Genomic DNA, 23,453 nt, shown 5'->3' with positions numbered 1-23,453 from the left:
GCCGCCTTCGTCAAGGGTTCCGGGGCGGGCGCCATTTGTGAGCACAGCAAAGGAATCTAGGCCGATTTGGTTAGGACTGCAAATCGATCTTCGCCGCATTTTCCAGTCCTTGCGAGCCAATCTAGACCGGTGATATAAACACTGACGCAACAATTCGTAGCAATAGCCCCCGTCATATTGCGAGAGAGAAAAATGAATAAGAATGCGTGGAGTCTGGGTGTTGGTGGGATAGCGATGATCACCGGTACGATGCCGGTGGGCGCCTACGCCGCCTGTTCGTCAACAGCACCGGCCAGTGGTACGACCGTCACCTGCTCGAATCCGGGCATTCCATCGGTGAATGCGGTTGCGGGCAGTACCAACGTCACCATCAATATTGATTCAACGGCCACTGGCAGCTATGCGTTGGCGACAACGCCGACGCCATTTTCTGTCGACACGCAAAGCGCAATCACCAACAACGGCAATCTCTCGCTGTCTGGTAACGGCACTGGTGTTGCAAACCGCGGTGCCATGCTGATCGGGGTGAATAACAACAACACGATCACCAATGGTGCAACCGGTGTAATCACGACCACCGGCACGTACAACGATGGCATGGCCGCTAACGGCAATAACAACGTGCTTGTCAACAATGGCTCCATTACAACGACGGGCAACAATTCGTATGGGATGACTGCCGCGTGGGGCCAAAGCAATCCGGGTGCCTCGGGCAATACGATTACCAACACCGGCACGGTAACGACGTCTGGAAGCAATGCGCGCGCCGTGTCGTTGCTCGGCGGTAACGGCACCGTCAACAACAGCGGTACGCTGACTTCCAACGGCAGGGATGCCCCGGCCGTCTATATGCAGGGCAATAACGACACGCTGAACAACAGCGGCACGATTCAGACGACAGGTACCGCATCGAGCAGCGGCAGCGTTGATGCGGTGGTGTCGAACACACTCGGCAGCTCGTTTACGGCAACCATCAACAACCAGACTGGCGGCCAGATCATCAGCAGCAACGGTATTGGTGTGCGCTCAACCAATGGCGCCACGACAATCACCAACGCAGGGCTGATCCAGGGCGGTGGTGGCACGGCCATTCAGGGCGGCAATGGCAATGTGACGCTGATCCTGCAGACCGGCTCGCAGATTATCGGTGCCGCCAACGGCGGCGCGGGCACCAACACCGTGACGTTGCAAGGTACGGGCACGGCGTCCAACGCGTTTACCAACTTCCAGAGCCTGACCATGGCCGGGACGGCCTGGACCTGGGCGGGCACCGGTACGTTTTCGACCGCGCTGGTGCAGAGCGGCACGCTCAACCTGACGGGCACGCTTGGCGCGACCACGGCCTCCGTCGTTGCGACCGTTAACAATGGCGCTACGCTGCAGGCGAATGCGTCGAACCTGCCACTGTCCGTGACTGACAATGGGCTCGTGCGCTTCCAGCAGGACAGCGCCGGCACCTACACAGGCACCATCAGCGGGTCTGGTGCGGTTGAGAAAACCGGCGCGGGTACCTTGACCGTGTCTGGCAGCAATACCTACGCGGGCGGCACCACCATTACGCAGGGTACGTTGTCGGTGGCCGCAGACAATGCACTGGGCGCGTCCTCGGGCGGACTCGAGTTCAACGGCGGTACGCTACAACTCGGCAGCACATTCAACCTGACACCCGGCCGCGCGGTGTCGATCACGGCCAACAACGGCACGATCGATACGCAGGGCTTCAATTCCACGGTCACGCAGAACATCACCGGAACGGGTTCGCTGACCAAGCTCGGCAGCGGTGTCCTCACGCTGAACGGCACAAACAGCTACGCCGGCGGTACCAACGTCAATGGCGGCACCCTTGTTGTCGGCGATGGCTCCAGTGCATCGGCGGCACTCTCTGGCGGCGGCGCGGTGTCGGTGGCAGGTGGCGCGACGCTTGGCGGCTATGGCAGCGTCACCGGCAACGTGACGAACAATGGCACGATCGCAGTCGCAAACGCGTTGGCCGGCTTGGCCGGCGGCGCAACCGGCAACTTCCAGATCAACGGCAACCTGACGAACGCCGGACTTGCGCAGCTTGGTGGCAGCGGGGTCGGCAACACGCTGACCGTGGCGGGTAACTACACCGGTCAGAACGCGACGATCGCGCTGAACTCGGTACTGGCGGGCGACGGCTCAGCATCGGACAAACTCGTTGTGAGTGGCGGCACTGCAAGCGGCTCAAGCGCGCTCAAGGTGACGAACGCGGGTGGGGCGGGCGCGCAAACGATCGCCGACGGCATTCAGGTCGTGCAGGCAATCAATGGTGCGACGACCGGTGCGAATGCCTTCACGCTGTCGGGCGGCTCAGTCAGTGCCGGGGCCTATACGTACTTCCTGGCCAAGGGTGGCGCATCAAGCGGCACCGGTAACAACTGGTATCTGCGTAACACGATTTCCCCCGCGCCAGCCCCGACTCCGACGCCTGCGCCGGTGCCTCCCATCACGCCGGCTGAAGGCACGCCGACCTCGATCGTCGAGGCGATTGCAGACGCAGCGCCGGGTGCTGCTCCACTGCCCATCTATCGCCCGGAGGTGCCGCTGTATTCAGAAGCGCCAGCTGTCGCACGTCAACTCGGGCTGCTGCAGATCGATACGTTCCACGATCGCCAGGGCGAGCAGGGCTTGCTGACCGAGAACGGCACCGTGCCGGCCTCATGGGCCCGTGTGTGGGGGGGCAATACCAACATCAAGCAGAAAGGCGACGTGACCCCGTCGTTTGATGGCACGGTGTGGGGCATGCAGGTTGGCCAGGATCTGTATGCGGACACTCAGCAGAACGGCCATCGCAACCACTACGGTGTGCTGCTGGGCTTCTCGCGTGCGGTGGGCGACGTGAACGGTTTCGCGTTGGCCCAGCAGAACATGGGGGTTGGCTCGCTGCAGGTCAACGGCTACAACCTGGGCGGCTACTGGACGCACGTTGCGCCGAGCAACTGGTATACCGATGTGGTGCTGATGGGCAGTGCACTGACGGTGCGTACAAGCTCAAACGATAACGTGCACGGTTCCACCAACGGTAACGCTATTACAGGCTCTGTCGAAGCCGGGCTACCGATCCCGCTCAGCCAAGGACTGACGCTGGAGCCGCAGGCGCAACTGGTTTGGCAACGGTTGTCGCTCAAGGATTTCAACGATGGCATCTCGAACGTGTCGTGGAACAACGGCAACACGTTTCTGGGCCGCGTGGGTGCGCGACTGCAATGGTCGTTCGATTCGAACGGGATCAACTGGAAGCCGTATCTGCGCTTGAACGTGCTGCGCTCGTTCGGCTCGGACGACAAGACCACGTTTGGTGGGGGTACCACGATTGGCTCGCAGGTCGGCCAGACGGCTGGGCAGGTCGGTGCGGGGCTGGTCGCGCAGCTGAGCAAGCGCAGCAGCGCGTATGCAACGGTCAGCTATCTCACGAATCTGGGGGGCGAGCACCAGCGCACGATCCTGGGCAACGTGGGGGTGCGTTGGGCGTGGTGAGTTGGCTTGAATGGCGGAGGCGGTCTAGGCTGCTGCCTGCAGCAGCATCGCTTCCATGTAGGCCATGACGTAGCGCTCGTTGTCGAGGACTTTGAGTGCGCGTTTGACGATGAGCGGCGTCGGTCGGCTGCAGTCAATCGACGCAATCGCCTGTCTGTCAAACCAGGCGCAGTGGGCAATCTCCTCAGCAGGGCGGGCGATTGCACTGGCTTCTATGTCGGCAACGAATACGTGGTGGTGCTTGTTGCCACCAGCGAATTGGAACAATGGGCGTACGTCACGGCAGACGATGCCCGTTTCCTCGGCCAACTCACGGCGGGCGGCGTCGCCCAGTGTTTCACCGCGGTGCGGTTTGCCACCGGGCAGAACCCAGTGTGCGCTGGGGCGGGCGACCAGAAGAATCCGGTCACCGCGTTTGCAGAGGACGGTTGCACGTTCTTTCATGGTTGGGCTTCCATGGCGGTGAACATAAAAAAACCGCCGCTCAGAGGCGGCGAAATGGAAAGTGTCTGAAACAAGTTGCTGGGCGGCGGGAGTGGACCGCGCATCCAGCACCGTCATTCTCTCGAAGAGTCACCGCGCGCTGAATGAGATTTGTCCGATTCGGATGCGTGATGGCATAGGACAGGGGCGAATGTGGTTTGCTGACCATCCGTGCTGGCGCTTTTCATGGCGCTGACGGGGCCATCGCCACGGTGGATGGCAGCGCGATCGGCCCAGCCGTGAATCTGGCGGCCACGCGCTGCTGGGCAGCATCAACGACGTGCTCGATTTCTCCAAGATCGAGGCGGGTCAGGCGTCGATCGAGGCCATCCTGTTTTCAGCAACGCGATCAAATTCACGAATGAAGTCGACGTGCTGTTCGACCATCTTGCGCGGGTTTGACCGCAGCGGGCCGGGGTTTGCGTTGTGCCATCGGTTGGTCGCCTGATGGATGGCGCGATCGGTCTGCGCAGTGCCCTCGTGTAGACGGCAGGCAGACGAGCCGCGAGAGCATTGGTGAGAGGCGCCTACCCGACGGGTACTTGCCGGGCTCAAGAGTCCAACGCATGACCTGCTGGAATCCTTGTACGTTGCGCTGTGGACTGGCGATCGGGAGGGTTGCGTTGCGCTCATGAGCGCCGTTGAACAGCGTTCATCGTAAAATTGTATTGTCTGTTGAGGCCTAGCGGACCCACAGTCGGCAAAAGGAGGGAAGGAATGAGCAGCTTCAGCATTGGCGTGGTGTTGGCGGACGACCATCCGGGGATGATTGCCGGGATATCGCATGAGCTGTCATCGGTGGACACCATCGTGTTGAAAGGGCATGCCACCAACTCGACTGACCTCGTCAAGCTGCTCGAATCGACGCCGTGCGATGTGCTGGTGTCCGACTACGCCATGCCCACGGGCGACTATGGCGATGGCATTACGCTGTTTGGCTTCATCGGCCGGCGCTTTCCCCAAGTGAAGCTTGTCGTGCTGACGATGCTCGACAGTCCGGCCATCCTTGGTTCGCTCGATGATATTGGCGTCCGTGCGATTGTCAGTAAGTCCGACGCGGTGTCGCATCTCGTTCCTGCCATTCATGCCGCGCATACGGGGGGCAAGTACCACTCGCCAACCGTTGCTGCTGTGCTGGAGGAACGCGAAGCTCAGCGAGCCGGCGCTCCGGCATCGACTGAGCTGAGCCCGCGCGAGGCAGAGGTGGTGCGGTTGTATGTGTCCGGCTTGCGGGTGGATGAGATTGCCGAACGGCTCAATCGCAGCAAGAAGACCATCAGCACCCAGAAAAACCGGGCCATGGAAAAGCTCGGCATCTCGCGCGATGCAGATCTCTTCACGTACGCCAAAGAGCACGGTTGGTTGTCGTCATCGCAAACGCCGCCGCGTGACGCCAACTGAGCGTTGAACGCAGAGGGGTCAGACCGGCCGCTCTGCGGGCGGCACACTGCGCGGTTGCGGTTTGTCTGGCGCGGGCGCGTCCGGCTGCTTCCAGGCTTCGACAATCTGCCGCCTGCGCTGCGGCGACGAGAACAGGTATTCGTTCATGGCGCCCAGAAACGCGTGGCGCGCCGGCGCCGTCAGCTCGGCAAAGCCGAGCAGAATGTGCCGTAGGTTGTCTCGTTCAGTCTGCTTCATGATCTGGTCTCCAATGGCAACGCTGCGCGCGCTGCGCATGTCGCACCGGTGTCATGGCGCGAATCTATCTACGTTATGGGGTGGAAAGTGGTCCGTCTATCAGACCTGTCTGGTAGTGGGGCGGATCGGGCCGGATAAGGAAAGGCTCGTGCGTTACCGTGCCGGCCGCATGACGGACGGGATCAGGCCCGTTTCAACACCGTAGTAGAAGAGGTCCACCTCGCGGTGGATATTGAGCTTGCGCATAGCGCTGCTCTTCTGCGTGCTGATGGTTTTCTTGCTGCGGCTCAGGCGCGCGGCGATCTCGTTGATCGTCATGCCTGATACGTACAGGCGGATGACTTCGAGTTCGCGGCTGGTCAGTTGTGCATTGCCAGGCGCGTCCTTGTGGGTTGGCTCCAGCGTGCGCAGAATCTTCTCGATCGTCGGCGATACATAGCGGCCGTTTGCAAACGCGGCGTGCACGGCGAGTGACAGGTGGTTTGTCAGATCGGATTTGCTGACGATGCATTGGATACCCGTCATGAGCGCTGAGAGGATCGCCACGTTCTCCATCATCGTCAGAACCACGATGCGCACATGCGTGTAACGCTGCTGGACCAGCGTCAGCAATGCCATGCCGTCGCCATAGCTGCCGCCAGGCATGGCGTAGTCGCACACAAGCACGTCGATGGGTGTGCGGTCGAGCAGCTCGATCAGCTCGGTCGAATTGCGTACGAGGCCATCGATCGAGATCGATTGGCGGCTGGCCAGTTCATGTTTGACGCCAAACAGGATGGCCGGGTGGTCGTCGGCGATGGCGACGCGGATCAGGACGGGATTCATGATGATGGCGCGTGTTGCAGGGCAGTTGCAGCTTCTCTGTGACGATCTCGCCACGGAATGCCGGCGTTGTGCATGACCACTGACACGAGCATGCGCGAAGGACGATGCGCAGACTGTATTGAGTCCAGGGGAGCGCGAAAAGCGGATCAGTCCTAAAGCGGCGCGCTGTGGTGTAGGACTGGGCCTATTCGGGGCGTTGTGCCGATGGCCGCAAGCGCATGGCACACGACGGCTGTCCACGTGTTGTGCGTAGTGCGCATACCTGCGGAAGGCCGATGCGCTTTTGCGCGTTGCTAGCCCGTTGATTCTTTTGCGGAATTCTCATGAATCGAGGCGTTCCACTATTGCGGTGCGGAGGCGTTTGAACGTACGCTTTCGCCACAAAAAAGAACACAAAAACAAGGAGACCACCCTCATGGAATTGGACGTCAACCACCGGCCGGTCAGTGTCGACTGCGACCCGGCTACGCCTCTGCTGTGGGTCTTGCGCGATCACCTGAACATGACCGGGACCAAGTTCGGTTGCGGTGTTGCGGCGTGCGGTGCATGCACGGTTCACCTGGACGGGGCGGCCGTACGGTCGTGTGTGTTGCCGGTGGCTGCGGTGGCGGGCAAGCGCATCACTACCATCGAAGGGTTGGCCGGGGGCGAAGGCAAGCGCCACGCGCTGCAACAGGCGTGGGTGGACGAGCAGGTGCCGCAGTGCGGCTACTGCCAGTCCGGCATGCTGATGGCCGCAGCGGATCTGCTGGCGCGGCAACCCGATCCAAGCGACGCTGACATCGATACGGCCATGACCAACATTTGCCGCTGTGGCACGTATCCGCGTGTGCGCGCGGCCATCAAACGTGCGGCGAAGGTACTGCGGGAGGGCCAGGCATGAACGCCAAGGCAACCAAGCCACGCAGTGGGCGCCGCCGTTTCCTGTTGGGTGCGCTGGCCGTCGGCGGCGCGCTGGTGGTGGGCTGGGGCGTGATGCCACCGCGCAGCCGCGTGGGGGATCCGGCGCTGTTTCCCGAACACGGGGGCGAGGTCGCCCTGAATGGGTGGATCAAGATCACCCCGGAGGGCAACGTCATCCTGGCCATGCCGCGCGTGGAGATGGGGCAGGGCATTCACACCGCGTTGTCGATGCTAGCGGCGGAGGAGCTGGACATTCCGCTGGCGCGCGTGAGTATCGAGACGTCGCCGGTGGAGCGCATCTACGGCAACGTGGTCGCCATGGGGGACAGTTCACTCCCGCTGCACCCGGACAGCGCAGACAAGACCTGGGCCCGCGCGCTGCACTGGGTCATGGCCAAGAGCGCGCGCGAGATCGGGCTCATCATCACCGGTGGCAGCAGCAGTGTGGCAGACGGCTGGCAGCCGGTGCGCGAAGCCGCCGCCACGGCCCGCGCCGCGCTGGTAGAGGCCGCCGCGCGCGAATGGAACGTACCCGCCGCGCAGGTAAGCGTGCACGATGGCCAGCTGATCGGCCCGGGCGGTAAGCAGGCGACCTTCGGTGGTATGGCGAAAGCTGCGCGCGCCATTGCACCGCCGTCCAACGTCGTACTCAAGCCGGCTTCGCAATACCAGTTGATCGGCAAGCCTGCGCCGCGCAATGATCTGGTCGCCAAGACGGATGGCAGCGCGCGCTTCTCCATCGATGCGCGTCCGGCAGGGATGCTGTACGCCGCCGTCGTAATGTGCCCCGTCTTTGGCGGCAAGCTCAAGACGTTCCAGTCGAAGGCGGCGCTCGGCATGCTGGGTGTGCGCTATGTGGTGCCGTTTGAAGGTTCGGCGGGCGGTGCGCCTGGCGTGGCCGTTGTGGCGGATCACTACTGGCAGGCGCGCCAGGCGCTGGCGACCGTTGAGCCCGTGTGGGACAACGGCCCGCATGCCACGCTCGATTCCGCGGGCATCAGGCAGCAACTCGTCAGCGCGCTGGATAGCGACAAGGGTGGGTTCACCTACCGCTCGCTCGGCGACGGCTTGAAGGCCTTTGACAAGGCTGACGGCGCCACGCTTGTGGAAGCGGAATACACCGCACCGTATCTCGCGCACACGGCCATGGAGCCGATCAACTGCACGGCGCAGGTGACAGCGGATGGGGTGCATCTGTGGGCGCCCACGCAGGTCGCCACGCTGGCACAACTGGTGGCAGCACGTGCAGCAGGCGTGAGCGGCGACAAGGTCCACATCGACATCCCGTTGATTGGCGGCGGCTTCGGGCGGCGGCTGGAGTCCGATTTCATCAGCCAGGCCGTCACCATTGCCACCAAGACCGAAGGCAAGCCGGTACAGGTCATCTGGTCGCGCGAAGAGGACGTCCGTCACGATTTCTATCGTCCGCACGCCATTGCACGGCTGAAGGCGCGTGTGGAGAACGGCAAGATCACGGCAATTGCCTCGCGCAGCGCTGGTCAGTCGATCCTGGCGGGTGAGTTGGACAGGCTGTTCGGCGCACCCTCCGCAGGCATCGATCGCTATACCGCCGAAGGGCTGTTCGACCTGCCGTACGAGATCGAGCACGAGCACATCGCGCATGTGGCGGTGGATTTGCCGATCCCGGTGGGGTTCTGGCGCAGCGTGGGGCACTCGTATAACGGGTTCTTCATGGAGGGCTTCCTCAATGACGTGGCGGCTGCCGCCAAGCTGGATCCGCTGGCGATGCGGCGCGACCTGCTGAAGGCGCATCCGCGTGAGTTGAAGGTGCTCGACACGGCTGCGCAGGCCGCGGGCTGGGGGCAGCCGCTGCCGCCTGCCGCCGATGGCGCACCGCGTGCACGCGGCATTGCGCTGCACCCGAGCTTCGGCTCGGTGGTGGCGCAGGTGGTGGAGGTGTCGTTGAAGGATGGCAAACCGCGTGTGCACCGCGTTGTGTGTGCGGTGGATTGCGGTACGGTCATCAACCCAGGCATCGTCGCGCAGCAGATGGAAAGCGCGGTGATCTTTGGCCTGACGGCGGCGCTGTACGGGAAGATCGACATCAAGGACGGGCAGGTCGTGCAATCGAACTTCCCTGACTACCCAGCACTCAAGATGGCCGAGGCGCCCGTCATTGAAACGCACATTGTGCCGAGCACGGCAGAGCCGACCGGTGTGGGTGAGATTGGCGTGCCGCCGATTGCGCCCGCGGTGGCACATGCCGTGGCGCAGTTGACCGGCAAGCCGGTGCGGCAGTTGCCGATGGCGTAGTGACGCAGCTGCGTTGAAAAGAAAGAGCCGCAGGCTCAAAACCTGCGGTTTTTTCTTTGAGGTGGAGACGGACTCAGGCGACGTCCGGAAACACCGGCTCGCCCAGGTTCAGCATCAACCGGTTCGCCCACGCGAAGATCGCCACGGCGTGGATCAGGTCGAGGATTTCCGCATCTGTCAGCCCAGCGGCCTTGAGCGGCTGCAGGTCTTCGGCACGTATGTCACCGGGGCGCAGTGTCAGGTCGATGGAGAACAGTGCGATGGCCCGTTCACGCGCATTGGTGCCGGCGGTGTGTGGGTCTTCGAAGACCTGTTTGATCACGTCGTTGCGCTTGGCAAGCTGCTCGAAGCGCTGCGCGTGCACCGATGCGCAGTACACGCAGCCGTTCACGCGCGATACCACCGCGCTGGCGAGTTCGCGCTCCGCGCGAGACAGGCCGCCTGGTGCGTACATGATCGCGTTGAATGCTGCCGAGCGCTGGCGCAGGATCTCCGGCTGATGAACGAGGAAGCGGTAGTAGTCCGACGTCTTCGCCTTGGGGTGGCTCTCTTCCAGCACGGCGATCTGCTCGGGCGTGGCGCGGTCAAGGTCCACCACATCGAGCCATGCCTGCCATTCCAGCGATTCGTTGGTGAAGCCGTGGGCGCGGATGATCTCGGTCATGCTGCAGTCTCCGTGGAAGTTGCGGATGCATGGGGGCCGACGGCTGCGTCCAGCGCACGCAGGCCGGCGACCAGCCGCGTCTGGTACGAGAGGAAGGCAATCAGCTGCGCGAGGGTGACGACATCCGTCGTGGCAAGCCCGGCGGCGGGCAGCTTCTGCAATGCTTCGCGATCTCCTTCGATGGGGCGCTCGATGAGGGTGCGCGTGAAGGTGAGGATGGCGTGCAAACGCGGATCTGTCAGCGCTTCCACTTCACCGTGGTCGACCGCCTGCAATGCAGTGGCATCGACCTGCGTTTCTGCCAGCCGCGCGCGGTAATGCTCGGCCAGTTCAGGGGCAGGCGTCAGACGGCAAGCATAGAGCGCCACCAGCAGGCGTTCACCAAGCGTGAGGCCGGGCAGAGCGGGGTCGAACAGGGCGTCGTAGCTGCCTTGTGTGGCGGTCGCCACCTTTTCGCGGGCGTGACGCAGCGCGTGCGTGGCGCCGCCGTCGTCCAGGCCGGCAACCTGATCGACAACATCTTGAGCGGGCGTGAAATCCATCGTTGAAAGGCTCCGAGAATCGGGTACGGAGGCGCCGCGCGCAGCCACCGCGCTGGCGAGAAAACGTCGTACAGCGGCCCACGACTGCGCGTCGGCACGTGCGTTGGCGCGCGGTTCGCCGCCGCCGGTACTGATGCGACCCGACACCGGGTGTGCGTAGACGAGCTGTGTGGTCGGCACGTACGGGAAGACGATGGCGTGGCCGGCGCCTTCGTAGTCGAAATGCTCGACGGGGTAGGGGTGGCGTACCTCGGCCAGCTTGGCGGTGACCATGCGCGAGTAATCGCCTGAGGGCCAGGAGCCGTCGTCGGTGGCCGAGAGCAGCAGCACCGGCCCACGCGCGCGTTCGATGCGGATGCGTGCACGGGCGACGGCATCCATATCCTGCAGCGCGGTGCGGATGGCGCGCTCATGCCGGTGCGGCGCCGGGCCTTCATCGAATGGTGCCCACGTAGCGGTACGGTTGCCCTCCCACAGGTGTGGCAGCGGCTGGCCGCGGTACAGCCACGTCGGGCCTTCACGGCCGATGGCGGGGTCGGCGGCATTCTGTGCGCTGTGCACGACTGCACCCGGCACGTAGCCGATCACGGCGGACACGGCCTCAGGAAACGTCGCACCCAGCAGCAATGCCAGTTCACCGCCGCGCGATTGACCGCTCACCGCCACAAAGTCGTGCAGCGGCTCGACGCGCTTGCGCAGCCATGCGAGTGCACGCTCGAAGTACTCCAACGGCGTGTTGGAGATGTAGTCCGACAGCCCCGGCGCCTTGAAGTAGGCCAGCGCAAACGCCGCATAACCGTGCGAGGCGTACAGCGCCGCGCGCGGCTCGTTGATACCGCCGCCCGAGCCATTGAGGATCAGCACCGCCGGGCGCGGGCCGGGGTGGGCATAGGCGTCCGGCAAGTAGAGCGTGCCGACCAGGCCCTCATCATTGTCCGATGCGCGCACCTCGTGGCGGGTCACGCCGGGTGCTGCCAGTCGCTGCACGAAACGCGCGTGGATCGACTCGCCGCCGGCGGTGGCCGTGAGCGTGGTCGTCAGCGGCGCGGTCACTGGTTGCGGGAAGACCTCGCGCGCCTTGCCGTCTTCCGGGCGCTGGCTCCAGATCAGGCCCATGGCGCTGATGCCTGTGTAATCGCCAGAGACCGGCGCATCGCGGGTCAGGTCGACGGTGCCTTGCGCGTCAGCGACGAAAGCAGCGCGGCTGTGCCACAGGACGCCGTTGCCACGACGCGTTTGCGCGACGATGCCGACTTGCGCGCCGGGCGCCAACCCCGTCACGACAATGCGGCGCTGCACGTCGATCAGGTCATCCGCCGGCGTGACATTGAGCACGAACGTTGCCATGGCGCGCTTACTTGCCGTCCTTGGTAACCATCTGCGCGGCTGTGCGGTCGCTGGTCATCGGGGTCACCTTCAGGCCCTTCTTGGCAGCCCATACGTTCTGGTAGTGGTACAGGGGCAGCACGCCCACATCGTCCGACACGAGCTTGACCGAATGGCGCAGGATGGCCGCGCGCTTCTCGACGTTGAATTCCTCGGTGGAGGCGTTCAGCGCGTTGTCCACGGCCGCGTTGCTGTAGTGGCCCCAGTTGGATGCACCCAGGCCCTTCTTGGTGTCGACGGTGGCCAGTACGTTGACCAGCGCGTAGCTCGCCTCGCCGGTGCCGTTGCCCCACGCCAGCATGCTCATCGCGTAGTCATTCTTGTTGGCGCGGCCCGAGTAGACCGACCAGGGCACCACCTCCACCTTGGTCTTCACGCCGATGCGCGACCAGAACTGTGCCACCGCTTGCGCCGTTTCCGGGCCTTGCGGGTAGCGATCGTTCGGCACATGCATGGTCAGGTTGAAGCCCTGCGGAAACCCTGCGTCGGCCAGCAGTTTCTTCGCTTGCGCCGGGTCGTAGGCAATGTTCTTCACGTCGGGGTTGTAGCCGTACGTGTCGGCAGGCATCCACTGGTTGGCGACAGTGGCTGCGCCTTGCAGGATGCGGTCGACGATGGCCTTGCGGTCAACCGCCAGCGACAGCGCCTGGCGCACGCGCACGTCCAGCAGCGGATTGTTGGCGAGCGGCTTGCCGTCGTTGCCCGTGATGTATTCGTTCGGGCCCTTGCGGAAGCTCGGCTGCAGCAGCATCACGCGCAGGCCGGGGTAGGCGAACACCTTCACGTTGGGCGACTGGCGCAGACGTGCGAGGTCGGCCACCGACACCTTGTCGATCACGTCCACCTCGCCCGAGAGCAGGTTGGCCGTGCGCGCGGCGGCGTTGTTGATGTAGCGGTAGTTGACCTTCTCCCAGATCTGCTTGCCACCCCAGTAGCTGTCATTGCGCGCCATGACCACGCGGTCGCCCGGCACATACGAGACGAACTTGTACGGGCCGGTGCCCACGACGGCGCGGCCAGCGTTGTAGTCCTCAGTGGCGGATTTTTCTCCCACGTGCTTGCTGACGATGTGCACGGAGGCGAGGTTCAGCGGCAGGTCCGGGTTCGGGATGTTCGTCTTGATGATGAGCGTGAGCGGGTCTTTGGCCGTGACCGATTCCACCGTGCGCAGATAGCCCGCGAAGGTCGCCACGCTGCCCGGCACGCTGCGCGCGCGCTGGTACGAGAAGATGACGTCATCGGCCGTGAAAGGCTGGCCGTCGTGCCATTTCACGCCGGGGCGCAGCTTGAATTCCCACGTCTTCGGGTCCAGCGTCTTCCACGACAGCGCCAGGCCGGGTTGCAGCTTGTTCCACTTGTTCTCGACCAGCAGGTCCCAGAAGTGCACGTCGACAGAGCGGTCGCCGGCATGGTTGTTCAGCTGCGGGTCGAGCGACGACAGCGGATCGGCAAAGCCGATGCTGAGTGTCTGTGCGCCGGCAGCACCAGCAGCGGCAAACAGGGCAACGGCAAGCGACGAGGCTAGGAGGCGTTTCACGGTTGTTCCCTTTGTAGTTGTTTGGTTGGCTTATTGAAGATCGTTCAGATCGCGTCGTTCAAATGACAGGCGCTGATGTGGTTGACCGCAATGCCGCGCAGGGTTGGGGCTTCGGTCTTGCAGCGAGGCATGGCGTGCGGACAGCGCGGGTGGAAATGGCAGCCGGTGGGCGGGTTCAACGGGCTGGGCATCTCGCCCTGAATGGCCGTGAAGGTCTTGTGCCGTGCAGACAGGCGCGGGATCTCCGCCAGCAGTGTCTGCGTGTAAGGATGGTTCGGGCGGCGGAAGACTTCCTCTGCCGGCGCCGATTCCACCACGCGGCCCAGGTACATGATCACCACGCGATCTGACAGGTGCTCCACTACCCCCAGGTCGTGGCTGATGAACAGGTACGTCAGGTTGAGCTGTTCACGCAGGTCCATGAACAGGTTCAGGATCTGCGCCTGGATGGACACGTCCAGCGCCGCCACTGCCTCGTCGCAGACAAGCATCGACGGCTGCACTGCCAGCGCCCGCGCAATGCCGATGCGCTGCCGCTGACCTCCGCTGAACTGGTGCGGGTAGCGGTCGCGCAGGGCGGGGTCGAGGCCCGCACGCTGCATCTGCGCGGCCACGTAATCGGCAAAACCGGCGCGGTCGGTCAGACCGTGTACACGGGCCGCCTCGCCGATGATCTCTTCCACGCGCAGGCGCGGGTTGAGGCTGGCGTATGGGTCCTGGAAGATCATCTGGATCTTCAGTCGGGCATCGCGCGCTTCATCGGCTGAGAGCGTGTTGACTGACTTTCCATCCACGCGCACCTCGCCGTCGGACGGCGGCATCAGCCCTGCGGCGATGCGGCCGAGCGTGGATTTTCCGCAGCCTGATTCGCCAACAAGGCCGACGACTTCACCCGGTTGGATTGCCAGGTCGATGCCGTCGACGGCGCGCACCACGGCGGGCGGTTTCGCGAGCCCCAGACGCTGCAGAATGCTGTCAACAGGGCCGATTTTCCGATCGCCAAAGCGCTTGCCGACTTGCTTGAGTTCTACCAGCGGCGTGCTCATGCCACCTCCCGCGTGGCGGTCGGCAGTGTGCCGGGGTGGAAGCAGCGGACAAGACGTGCGGCGTTCGGCTGTGTCGTCTCCGGGCGGACGTTGCATGCCTCGGAGGCACGCGGGCACCGCGCTGCAAACGCGCAGCCGGCCGGCAGTGACAGCAGGTTCGGCGTCATGCCCGGAATCTGGCGTAGCCGCTGGCCACGGCGGTTTTCGCTCGGCAGGCTGTCAATCAGGCCCATGGTGTAGGGGTGCAGCGGTGCATCGAGCACGGCATCCACTGGGCCGTGCTCGACGATGCGGCCGGCGTACATCACGGCCACCTCATCGGCCAGGCCGGCCACGACGGACAGGTCGTGCGTGATCCAGATCAGCGCAGTGCCATGCTGGCGTGCGAGCTTCTGTACTTCGGACAGAATCTGCGCCTGGATGGTCACGTCCAGTGCGGTGGTCGGCTCATCGGCAATGATCAGGTCGGGTCGATGCAGCATCGCAATGGCAATCGCCACACGCTGCCGCATACCGCCCGAGAGCTGATGCGGATACGCGCGCAGCCGTTCTTCGGGGCTGGGAATGCCCATCAGCCCCAGCGTGTCGCGGGCGTGCTCGTGAGCCTGTGCGTAGCTCATGCTGCTGTGCGCGCGCACGGCCTCGATCATCTGGGCATCGATGCGCAGCACGGGGTTGAGCGTCATCATCGGGTCTTGAAAGACCATGGCGATGCGGTTGCCCTGCAGCTTGCGCAGTTCACGCGGAGCCAGCTTGGTGAGGTCGCGCCCCTGGTAGAGAATCTCGCCACTGACGACGCGGCCGGGTGGGTCAACCAGACCCATGATCGAGAAGCCAGTGACCGACTTGCCAGAGCCCGACTCGCCCACGAGCCCCAGGATGCGTCCGCGTGCCAATGAAAACGACACATCGTCCACCGCAGGCAGTACGCCGTCGCGTGTGAAGAAATGCGTGCGCAGGTTGCGGACTTCCAACGTCAATGGATTGGAACTTGCGGACACGCTCATCGTTGTGTCCTCGGGTTCAGCACTTCGCGTAGGCGGTCGCCCACCAGGTTGATAGCGACCAGCGCCAGCAGCAGTGCAATGCCCGGATAGAAACTGATCCAGTACTGACCAGACAACATGTATTGGTATCCGTTGGCAATCAGGAGCCCCAGGGATGGCTCGGTAATCGGTACGCCCAGGCCCAGGAAGGAGAGGGTGGCTTCCAGCGTGATCGCACGCGCCACCTGCAGCGTGCCCACGACGATCAGCGGCGGCAGGCAGTTCGGCAGGATGTGCTTGAGTGCAATGCGCCAGCTGGGCAGGGCGAGCGAGCGTGCGGCTTCCACGTATTCGCGGCGGCGCTCGACCAGCGCTTGCCCGCGCACCGTGCGCGCGTAGTACGCCCACTCCAGCAGCACCAGCGTCAGCACCACGTTGCTGATGCTCTTGCCGAGGTAGGCCAGGATCATCATCGCCACCAGCACGGACGGAAACGACAGCAGCAGATCGACCGTGCGCATGATGAAGTTGTCGACCTTGCCACCGGCGTAGGCGGCAATCAGCCCGAGCAACGTGCCGATCACGGCGGCGACGGCTGCCGAGCCGATCCCTACACCCAGGCTGATGCGCAGACCGTAGAGGATGCCGGAGTAAAGATCGCGTCCTTGGCCGTCCGTGCCGAGCCAGTACGTAAACGTGCCCAGACCGTTGGGCGAACCCGGCGGCAGTCGCGAGTCCAGCACGTCGAGCTGCATCAGGTCATACGGGTTTTGCGGCGTGATCCACGGTGCGGCCAGCGCAGCGGCGATCAACAGCACGACAACGACCAGCCCGAAGATGGCGGATTTGGATGCGAGAAAATCCGCTGCCACACGCCGCCAGGGGGACTGCTTGCGCGGCGCCGGAGCGGTCGGCGCGGCAGTCGCCACTGTGGTTTGCGAAGACGCGTTCATGCGGCCTCCGCGTTATCTGCTGCGCGCACGCGCGGGTCCAGCATGCGGTACAGGATGTCGACGATCAGGTTGAGCGACACGAACAGGCACACCACAACGATGAGGTAGGAAACGATAACGGGGCGATCCAGCGAGTTGATGCTGTCTAGAATCAGCTTGCCCGCGCCGGGCCAGGCGAAGATGCTCTCCGTGACAACGGCAAAGGCGATGGTCGAGCCCAGCTCCAGGCCGAGCACCGTCACCAGCGGGATCAACGTATTGCGCAGCACGTGCGCCAGCACCACGCGTAGCGGCGACAGGCCCTTGGCGCGTGCGAACTTCACGAAGTCCATCGGCAGCACCTCGCGCACGCCGGCTGAAGTCAGCCGCAACACCAGCGAGAGCTTGAACAGCGATAAGTTGATGGCGGGTAACAGCAGGTGGCGCAGGCCATCGGCCGTGAGCCACGACCACTCGACGCCGAACAGGCGGGCAGTCTCGCCACGCCCGCTGGCGGGCAGCCAACCGAGGCTTACGCTGAAGGCCATGATGAGCATCAGGCCCACCCAGAAGGTCGGCAGCGAGAAGCCCACCACGCTGCCCGTCATGAGCAGACGCGACACCGGATGATTCGGGTACAGCCCTGCGAACAGCCCCAGTGGCACGCCGATCACCACCGCGATGATGAGCGCCGCAAACGCCAGCTCCAGCGTGGCTGGCAGACGCTGCAGGATCAGCTGGATGGCGGGTTCGTTATAGACGAAGCTCTTGCCGAGGTTGCCGTGCACAGCACCGTTCAGGAAGCTCAGGTACTGCTGCCACAGCGGCTTGTCCAGGCCGAGTTCGGCAATGATGCGTGCGCGGTCGATCTGGTCCACGTCCTGACCGATCAGGATGTCGACCGGGTTGCCGATGGCGTGCAGTCCAACAAAAACGATCACCGTCATCACCAGCACGACCAGCAGCGCCTGGCCGATACGTCCTACTAGCCAACCGAGCCAACCCGTCATCGCGCGACCTCCTTGCGCGGTGCGTTCTGCACGGGCTCGGGCGGCGCTGCAGGCGTCCATTCATCACCGAAAATTTCCGGCTCGGCATAGGCCTGAATGGCGGCGTAATGCGCGTCGATGTCTTCTTGATACAGCAGGCCTGCAATGCCTTGCGCCAAGCGTTTCGCGCCTTCACTGATGGCGGGGATGTCGCCCGACACACTGCCGTGCGTGAGGGATGCCGGATAGCAGAAGCAATGTATGCGCGACAGACCGGGCAGCGAGCCAGGCACCTTCTCGCGAAATTCAAATGCGGCGCCGAGATCGGGGGAGTCGCTCAGCTCTGTGTCTTCCTCGCCGGGGCGCGGAGTGTAACGGTCGCGCCATTGGCGGATATGCGGCGCCAGCTGGCTGAATTCGGGGCGCGAGGTCCAGTCGGTGCGAAAGCCTGTCGAGAAGATCAGGAAGTCCAGATGGAACACGCCTTTAGGTGTGGCCACGTGCAGCACGCCGTCGTGCTCGTCCACGCCCAGAATGGCGCAGCCGAGGTTGAAGCGTGCATTGGCGTGGCGCGACACGCGCAGCGTGCTGCCACGCGGCGGCGGAACCTGTTCAACGTTGATGTAATGACGGATGCGCCATTTCCATGCGTCGGGCAGATGCAGGTGGCCGTGCACGAGCCCGGGGCTGCCGGCGCCCTTGCCCTTGTTGACGCGGGGCAGGTCGGAGCGGCGGATGAGCAGATCGACGCTCGCGGCGCCCGCTTCCAGCGCCGTCGCTGCCGAGTCCATCGCCGACGCGCCCGCGCCGATCACGCCAACGCGCTTGCCGGCCAAGGTGCCGTAGTCCATCTCATCTGACGAATGCGCCCACCAGCGGCGCGGCAGGCGACGTGCAAAGTCCGGCACGGTCGGGCCACCCAGGCCGTCGCGTCCGGTGGCCAGCACCACGCGGCGCGCGTACACGCGTTGCGTTGGCTGGCCCGGCACGTCGATCACAAGTTCGACGGCGCCATCCTTGCGTGGGTGAATCGCCTTCACGTGGTGCTCATTGCGTACATCAATCTGCAGCACATGGCGGTACCAGCGCAGGTAGTCCATCCATTGCAGGCGCGGGATCTTGTCGAGCACTTCCCACGCATCGGTACCGAACTGTGCCTCGAACCACGCGCGGAAGGTCAGCGCGGGCAGGCCCAGCGCAGGGCCCGTCAACTGCTTGGGAGAGCGCAGGGTTTCCATGCGTGCGGTGGTTGCCCACGGGCCTTCGAAGCCAACGGGCGAGCGGTCGAACACCACGGCCCCGATGCCCAGATGCTTGAGCGATGTTGCAGCCGCCAGGCCAGCCATGCCGCCGCCAATGACGGCCACGTCCAGCACGGGTTGGCCGTTCAGTTCATGCGGTAGCGTCCACGCCTTGGCGGGGAGTTCCAGCCAGGCAAGGTCCTGGCGCAACCGGGCTTCCAGTGCCTTCAGTCCGGTGGGCCCGGTTGCTTGCGGTGCGTTGTCTTGTTGTACGGCGGTCATGCGGACGCGTCTTCTGTTTCGTTGGTGGGTTCGCCGTACAGCACTTGCAGCATGCTGGCGTGGCGTGCCGGGTCGTGCAGCTTGCAGTCAGGCAGCAGTCGTTGCGCAGCGCGGGAGAGGGCGTCGATCAGCGCGGTTACGGCGGCTGATGGCCGCTTGGCCTCGGGTGTGATCACGCCAAAGAAAAAGGGGATGTCGGCATCGATTGGGCGCACGGTCACGCCATCAATCGGCACGCCGTATGCCGTGACGGGCTCCAGCAGCGCCACGCCCAGGCCGGCACGCACGGCGGTCAGCGCGTTGAATGAGGCGTTGGTTTCTATTAATTCGGTTGGCGTGACGCCGGCTTGCGCGAGTGCCTGATCCAGGCGACGGCGCAGGCGATACGGGTTGTGCATCGTCACGATGCGCCGTCCAGCGCAATCGGACAGTGTCACGCGTGAGGCGGCGGCCAGCGGGTCACTTTGCTGCACCGCAGCCACGCATGCCGATTCGCCAATCCAATGCACCGTCACGCCGCGATGCTCCAACGGCAGGCTGCTGATGCCGAGATCTGCCGCGCCAGTCAGCACGGCATGCACGACCTGCTCGGGCGAGGCGCTGCGAATCTGCACGTGCTGGGCCAACTCGGGGTGATCGGCGAGCGCCGCGGGCAGCAGCCCGGCCGCCAGTGCGGAAGTGGCTGCCAGCCGCAGCGGGCGCGCCTCGCCGCGCGCGATCTCTTCTGCGCGCGTGCGGATTTGCCGCAAGCTGATCAGCGTGTGTTCGACGTCTTCATAGAGCAGGAAGCCCTGCTCAGTGGGCGAGACGCGCGGCCCTGCACGCGTGAACAGGGCATAGCCGATTTCGGCTTCGAGGTCTTGAATGAGCCGGCTGATGGCGGGCTGCGAACGGCCCAGCAGTTTGCCTGCCGCAGTGACGCTGCCGGTCGACATGACGGCAGCAAACGCTTCGAGTTGTCGGAGTTCCATCAGCCTGATTGATCCCAGTCATGCATGTGGTTCATGCATTCTGGTAGAGGCAGTATGCGAATTCCAAATAGTATTTTCTTATGTACTCATGCGTTTTACGCAGGCAACCGCTATGCCCAGCGGTGAAGCGGCGGGGTTGGGTCGGAATTATCAAAAAAACCGCCGTACGAGACGGCGGTTCTTGCAGCGGGCAGTGTACGTAGATCAGTTGGTCTGCTTGGTGATCTTCGTGCCTTCGACCGATGCGCCGGCCATCAGGCCTGCGTTGGTCAGGTTGAAGCCGATGATCGGCTGTTGCACGGTATTGGTATCGATCGCGCCGTTGGCACCGATCTTGGCCAGTGCCACGGTGGCGTCCACGCCGGCCGTCCAACCTTGGCTGTTCTGGAATTTCTGCAGCGCTTCGTCCGTCATGAAGAGGATGATGAGCGCGCGCGACTGGGCACCTGCCTGGAAGCCCACCGAAGCGGAGGCGATGTTGTAGTAGCCCAGCGGTTTGCCACCGCCGGTGCGCAGCACGCCTTCGCCGTACTGTCCGCCGACCACGAAGCCGGCATTGAGCACCGACGGGAACACCAGCACGCCCTTGGCGCGCCCAACGAGTTCACGCGAGCCATTGGCCGTCGTGTACAGGCGCGAGAGCACGGAATCGGCCTGCGAGTTGGTGGTGGCGTGCTTGTTGGTCGACGTCATGACGTCGGAGCCCTCAGCATTCGGGCTGGTGGTGGTACAGGCTGCGATCTGGGTGCCAAGCAACGCGATAGCAGCAAGCGTGGCGGCAGTACGACGGCTGATGAGGTTTTTATTCATGGCGATCGGTCTCAGTGTTGTGGAAAGGGGGCCAAAAGGAGCAAACGCGCCCTGTGTAACGAGCTGACGTGGGCCCCGAACTTGTCGGCCAAGGGTGTCAATCTTCTGGCAGCAAGCGGCGTGCCCGCCATATCAGATGAACGCCTGAGCGCTCAGTTCCTGACATTAGGCGAGATTTGTGGCTGACGTAGCGCTTTTTCACACGGGTTTGTGTAAAAGCGAAAGAACGCCATGTCGCTTGCATGTTTTGCAAGCGCAATAAAAAACCGGCGCGAGGCCGGTTTCTGGTGCGGTGCAATAGCCGAAGGTCAGATCCAGACGATGAGCCCAACCACGCCGATGATCAGACCGAATTTCACCACGTAGTAGACCTTACGGTTCCATGCCTTGAAGCGGCGGCGATACTGGCCCATCAGCCAGACATAGCGGAACAGCTTGTTGATGCCGCCGGTCTGGTCGCCCTCATCGTTGGGCGAGCTAGCGGCCGTCATCACCTTGCGGCCGAGCCACTTGTTGATACGCTGCGCCCAGCCGAATTTCATCGGGCGTTCGATATCACAGAAGAGGATCAGGCGATCCTTGTCGGAGCCGTTCTGCGCCCAGTGCAGGTAGGTCTCGTCGAAGACCACGCCTTCGCCGTCGCGCCAGCTGTGGCGCTCGCCATCGACTTCGATAAAGCAGCGGTCATCGTTCGGCGTGGCCAGGCCCAGGTGGTAGCGCAGCGAGCCGGCAAACGGGTCTCGGTGCGGGTTGAGCTTGCCGCCCGGCGGCAGCTCGGCAAACATCGCAGCCTTCACGCTGGGCAATTCACGCAACAGTGCCACGGTCTTTGGGCAAAGCTGCTCGGCTGACGGATGGCTCGCTTCGTACCACTTCAGGTAGAAACGCTTCCAGCCATTCTTGAAGAAGGAGTTGAAGCCTGCGTCGTCGTTCTTCTCGGCCGCCTTGATCTTGCTAAGGTTGACCAGCGCCAGGCCTTCGTCACGAATCTGTGGCCACGCGGCCTGCAATTTTTCCAGATCCGGAAAGCGTTCGACCGGCACATAGGCCGTCTGCGGCACGCCCGAGAACGCATACATGAAGCAGTTGACCGGCGCGACAACGGCGGAGTGGTCGAACATCTGGCGCCAGAACTTCAGGCGCACCTTGCCGCGAAAGTGCACGTACAGGATGGAGCCCAGGTAGAGGGCAACGAGAATCCACTTGATCAAGGCGACTTCCTTGCCGCGCAAAGGCGGTCAGCAAATGAGAGGGCGCAGGGCAGGGGGACACGCTGCGCGTAATTTCGTATTTTAACCGTGGAGCAGTATTGCGGCGTTGATGTAAGCCAACAGGCGTGGCCGGGTTGATTGCGCTTTGTGACAGCCCAGTGCGATTTTGTCGGCGCAAATGTGATCTTTTGTCGCGTTGTGCGCTATGCGCCTTACAATCGGATTTTTCGCCTCGGTGGATTTTTAACTGCGGGCGGCAACCGGAGGGGACCATGGACGCGAAAAAACTTGCCGAATCGCCCAACCCATTGGCTAACGAGCCGTCGACTATCGGTTTGCTGCAAGCGAGCACTGAATCATTGGACGCCTCCATCCGCCGCGCACAGGAAGCCCTGAGTGCCGTATCGGCCCGGCTCGCACGCCAGGGCGTGACCGTCAGCCCGCCCGCAGATCGTTTTGTCGAAACTGATGTCATGTCGCCAGCTGAGGCGCGTGCTCTGGCCGAACGTTGCATTGCCGGGGCCGAGTCCGATGCCGCCAGCATGGCGCGAGCCTTCTCGGCGCTGCTGATGCAGGTGGATGCGTTGGAGGCCGATCACGCAGGCCGTCGCCGCGTGCTGCGGCAGTGGATGGTGAGTCAGCTCACCTACAAGATGCTCTATCTGCACCACAGCGGACAGGATCCGATGGTGCCGCCGCGCGCGTTGCGGGCGCAGAAAGAGCGCGTGAAGGCGCAGGTGTCTGCGCTGCTCGACGCCGGGCGCTCTTATGCCGATGTGCGCTTGACCGACCTGCGCTTCGACGGTGACAGCGCAGGCCAGGCAAGCTAGGCGGATTACTCCTCGTCGTCTTCCTCGGAATCGAGGAAATCGCGTCGGGTCAGCCAGTCGGCGATGGCTTCGTCGCAGGCATTCTTCAGCTTGGCCTTGTTGTCCACCTTGTCGAACAGCGTGAAGTTCATCAGCGCCAGGCCCAAGTCAGTGATGTAAAACATGCGCTTGGGGTTTTCGAAGTGGACGATGCGGCCGTCGATATCCCCATCGTCTTCCGGCGCGGCGGGCATGTCTTCGAGTTCCACCACGCGGCACGTGAAGCGCGGCGAACGCGTGTGCGTGAGGTATTCGAATTCATCGTGCGACACTTCGCCGGACGGTGTGACGGCAATGGCGAACCCCCAGATAAAGCGCGGGGTCGGCAGATCCGACAGCTCGTCGATTTCATCCATCCTTGTTTCT

At 63.6% G+C, this 23,453-nt stretch carries 20 protein-coding genes; 5 read left to right on the top strand and 15 right to left on the bottom strand.

Translation table 11 applies throughout. The features are described 5' to 3' along the window. Positions 1–192: 192 nt before the first annotated feature. Positions 193–3,498, top strand: a complete 3,306-nt coding sequence (locus tag JHD73_RS02630; protein ID WP_233176750.1) for an autotransporter outer membrane beta-barrel domain-containing protein — start codon at positions 193–195, stop codon at positions 3,496–3,498. Between the two features lie 24 nt (positions 3,499–3,522). On the opposite strand, the gene JHD73_RS02625 is transcribed toward JHD73_RS02630, so the two are convergent. After that, positions 3,523–3,942, bottom strand: coding sequence for an NUDIX hydrolase (locus JHD73_RS02625; protein WP_199027486.1), 420 nt, complete (start codon positions 3,940–3,942; stop codon positions 3,523–3,525). 756 nt (positions 3,943–4,698) lie between these two features. Here JHD73_RS02625 and JHD73_RS02620 point away from each other — a divergent pair. Next, on the top strand, positions 4,699–5,382 hold the full coding sequence (locus JHD73_RS02620) for a LuxR C-terminal-related transcriptional regulator (RefSeq protein WP_199027484.1): 684 nt from the start codon (positions 4,699–4,701) through the stop codon (positions 5,380–5,382). A gap of 18 nt (positions 5,383–5,400) precedes the next feature. Here JHD73_RS02620 and JHD73_RS02615 read toward each other — a convergent pair whose 3' ends face one another. Next, positions 5,401–5,619, bottom strand: a complete 219-nt coding sequence (locus tag JHD73_RS02615; RefSeq protein ID WP_199027482.1) for a hypothetical protein — start codon at positions 5,617–5,619, stop codon at positions 5,401–5,403. 153 nt (positions 5,620–5,772) lie between these two features. Next, positions 5,773–6,444, bottom strand: a complete 672-nt coding sequence (locus JHD73_RS02610) for a response regulator transcription factor (protein ID WP_199027480.1) — start codon at positions 6,442–6,444, stop codon at positions 5,773–5,775. Positions 6,445–6,859: 415 nt separating this feature from the next. Between JHD73_RS02610 and JHD73_RS02605 the strand changes: the two genes are divergently transcribed. Both JHD73_RS02605 and JHD73_RS02600 read left to right on the top strand, forming a co-directional pair. Then, positions 6,860–7,327: a (2Fe-2S)-binding protein gene (locus JHD73_RS02605; RefSeq protein WP_199027478.1), complete on the top strand. Its 468-nt coding sequence runs from the start codon at positions 6,860–6,862 to the stop codon at positions 7,325–7,327. Further along, positions 7,324–9,621, top strand: a complete 2,298-nt coding sequence (locus JHD73_RS02600; RefSeq protein ID WP_199027476.1) for a xanthine dehydrogenase family protein molybdopterin-binding subunit — start codon at positions 7,324–7,326, stop codon at positions 9,619–9,621. The genes JHD73_RS02605 and JHD73_RS02600 overlap by 4 nt, the downstream gene beginning before the upstream one ends. Positions 9,622–9,694: 73 nt before the next feature. On the opposite strand, the gene JHD73_RS02595 is transcribed toward JHD73_RS02600, so the two are convergent. The 11 genes from JHD73_RS02595 to lpxO form a co-directional block, all read right to left on the bottom strand. After that, a complete protein-coding gene (locus tag JHD73_RS02595) occupies positions 9,695–10,285 on the bottom strand; it encodes a peroxidase-related enzyme (protein WP_199027474.1) in 591 nt (196 codons plus the stop codon). Next, positions 10,282–12,174 carry a CMD domain protein gene (locus tag JHD73_RS02590; RefSeq protein ID WP_199027472.1) on the bottom strand — a complete coding sequence of 631 codons (1,893 nt, stop codon included), beginning with the start codon at positions 12,172–12,174 and terminating at the stop codon, positions 10,282–10,284. The genes JHD73_RS02595 and JHD73_RS02590 overlap by 4 nt, the downstream gene beginning before the upstream one ends. Before the next feature lie 7 nt (positions 12,175–12,181). Then, on the bottom strand, positions 12,182–13,750 hold the full coding sequence (locus JHD73_RS02585) for an ABC transporter substrate-binding protein (RefSeq protein WP_199027470.1): 1,569 nt from the start codon (positions 13,748–13,750) through the stop codon (positions 12,182–12,184). 44 nt (positions 13,751–13,794) lie between these two features. Then, positions 13,795–14,796, bottom strand: coding sequence for an ABC transporter ATP-binding protein (locus tag JHD73_RS02580; protein ID WP_199027467.1), 1,002 nt, complete (start codon positions 14,794–14,796; stop codon positions 13,795–13,797). Beyond that, the gene (locus tag JHD73_RS02575) at positions 14,793–15,803 is read right to left on the bottom strand and encodes an ABC transporter ATP-binding protein (RefSeq protein WP_199027459.1); all 1,011 of its coding nucleotides are present in this window, start codon (positions 15,801–15,803) and stop codon (positions 14,793–14,795) included. The genes JHD73_RS02580 and JHD73_RS02575 overlap by 4 nt, the downstream gene beginning before the upstream one ends. Beyond that, complete coding sequence (locus tag JHD73_RS02570; protein ID WP_199027457.1) at positions 15,800–16,735, bottom strand: ABC transporter permease; 936 nt, start codon at positions 16,733–16,735, stop codon at positions 15,800–15,802. The genes JHD73_RS02575 and JHD73_RS02570 overlap by 4 nt, the downstream gene beginning before the upstream one ends. Further along, positions 16,732–17,724 carry an ABC transporter permease gene (locus tag JHD73_RS02565; RefSeq protein ID WP_021194855.1) on the bottom strand — a complete coding sequence of 331 codons (993 nt, stop codon included), beginning with the start codon at positions 17,722–17,724 and terminating at the stop codon, positions 16,732–16,734. Before JHD73_RS02565 ends, JHD73_RS02570 begins: the two co-directional genes overlap by 4 nt. Further along, complete coding sequence (locus JHD73_RS02560) at positions 17,721–19,226, bottom strand: NAD(P)/FAD-dependent oxidoreductase (RefSeq protein ID WP_199027455.1); 1,506 nt, start codon at positions 19,224–19,226, stop codon at positions 17,721–17,723. Before JHD73_RS02560 ends, JHD73_RS02565 begins: the two co-directional genes overlap by 4 nt. Next, entirely contained in the window at positions 19,223–20,197 is a 975-nt protein-coding gene (locus JHD73_RS02555) for a LysR family transcriptional regulator (RefSeq protein ID WP_199027453.1), read from the bottom strand. The genes JHD73_RS02560 and JHD73_RS02555 overlap by 4 nt, the downstream gene beginning before the upstream one ends. Before the next feature lie 204 nt (positions 20,198–20,401). Beyond that, a complete protein-coding gene (locus JHD73_RS02550; protein ID WP_199027451.1) occupies positions 20,402–21,007 on the bottom strand; it encodes a YSC84-related protein in 606 nt (201 codons plus the stop codon). A 308-nt stretch (positions 21,008–21,315) separates the two neighbouring features. Continuing rightward, positions 21,316–22,218: a lipid A hydroxylase LpxO gene (lpxO, locus tag JHD73_RS02545; protein WP_199027449.1), complete on the bottom strand. Its 903-nt coding sequence runs from the start codon at positions 22,216–22,218 to the stop codon at positions 21,316–21,318. A 272-nt stretch (positions 22,219–22,490) separates the two neighbouring features. Between lpxO and JHD73_RS02540 the strand changes: the two genes are divergently transcribed. Beyond that, positions 22,491–23,048: a hypothetical protein gene (locus JHD73_RS02540; RefSeq protein WP_199027441.1), complete on the top strand. Its 558-nt coding sequence runs from the start codon at positions 22,491–22,493 to the stop codon at positions 23,046–23,048. 5 nt (positions 23,049–23,053) lie between these two features. Here JHD73_RS02540 and JHD73_RS02535 read toward each other — a convergent pair whose 3' ends face one another. After that, the gene (locus JHD73_RS02535) at positions 23,054–23,443 is read right to left on the bottom strand and encodes a hypothetical protein (protein WP_199027439.1); all 390 of its coding nucleotides are present in this window, start codon (positions 23,441–23,443) and stop codon (positions 23,054–23,056) included. Positions 23,444–23,453: the final 10 nt, after the last annotated feature.

The sequence above is a fragment of the Ralstonia sp. ASV6 genome (assembly GCF_016429285.1).
GTDB classification, from domain to species: Bacteria; Pseudomonadota; Gammaproteobacteria; order Burkholderiales; family Burkholderiaceae; genus Ralstonia; species Ralstonia flaminis.
Note: the sequence above shows the minus strand (reverse complement) of the source record. Positions and strands in the feature narration are given on the sequence as shown.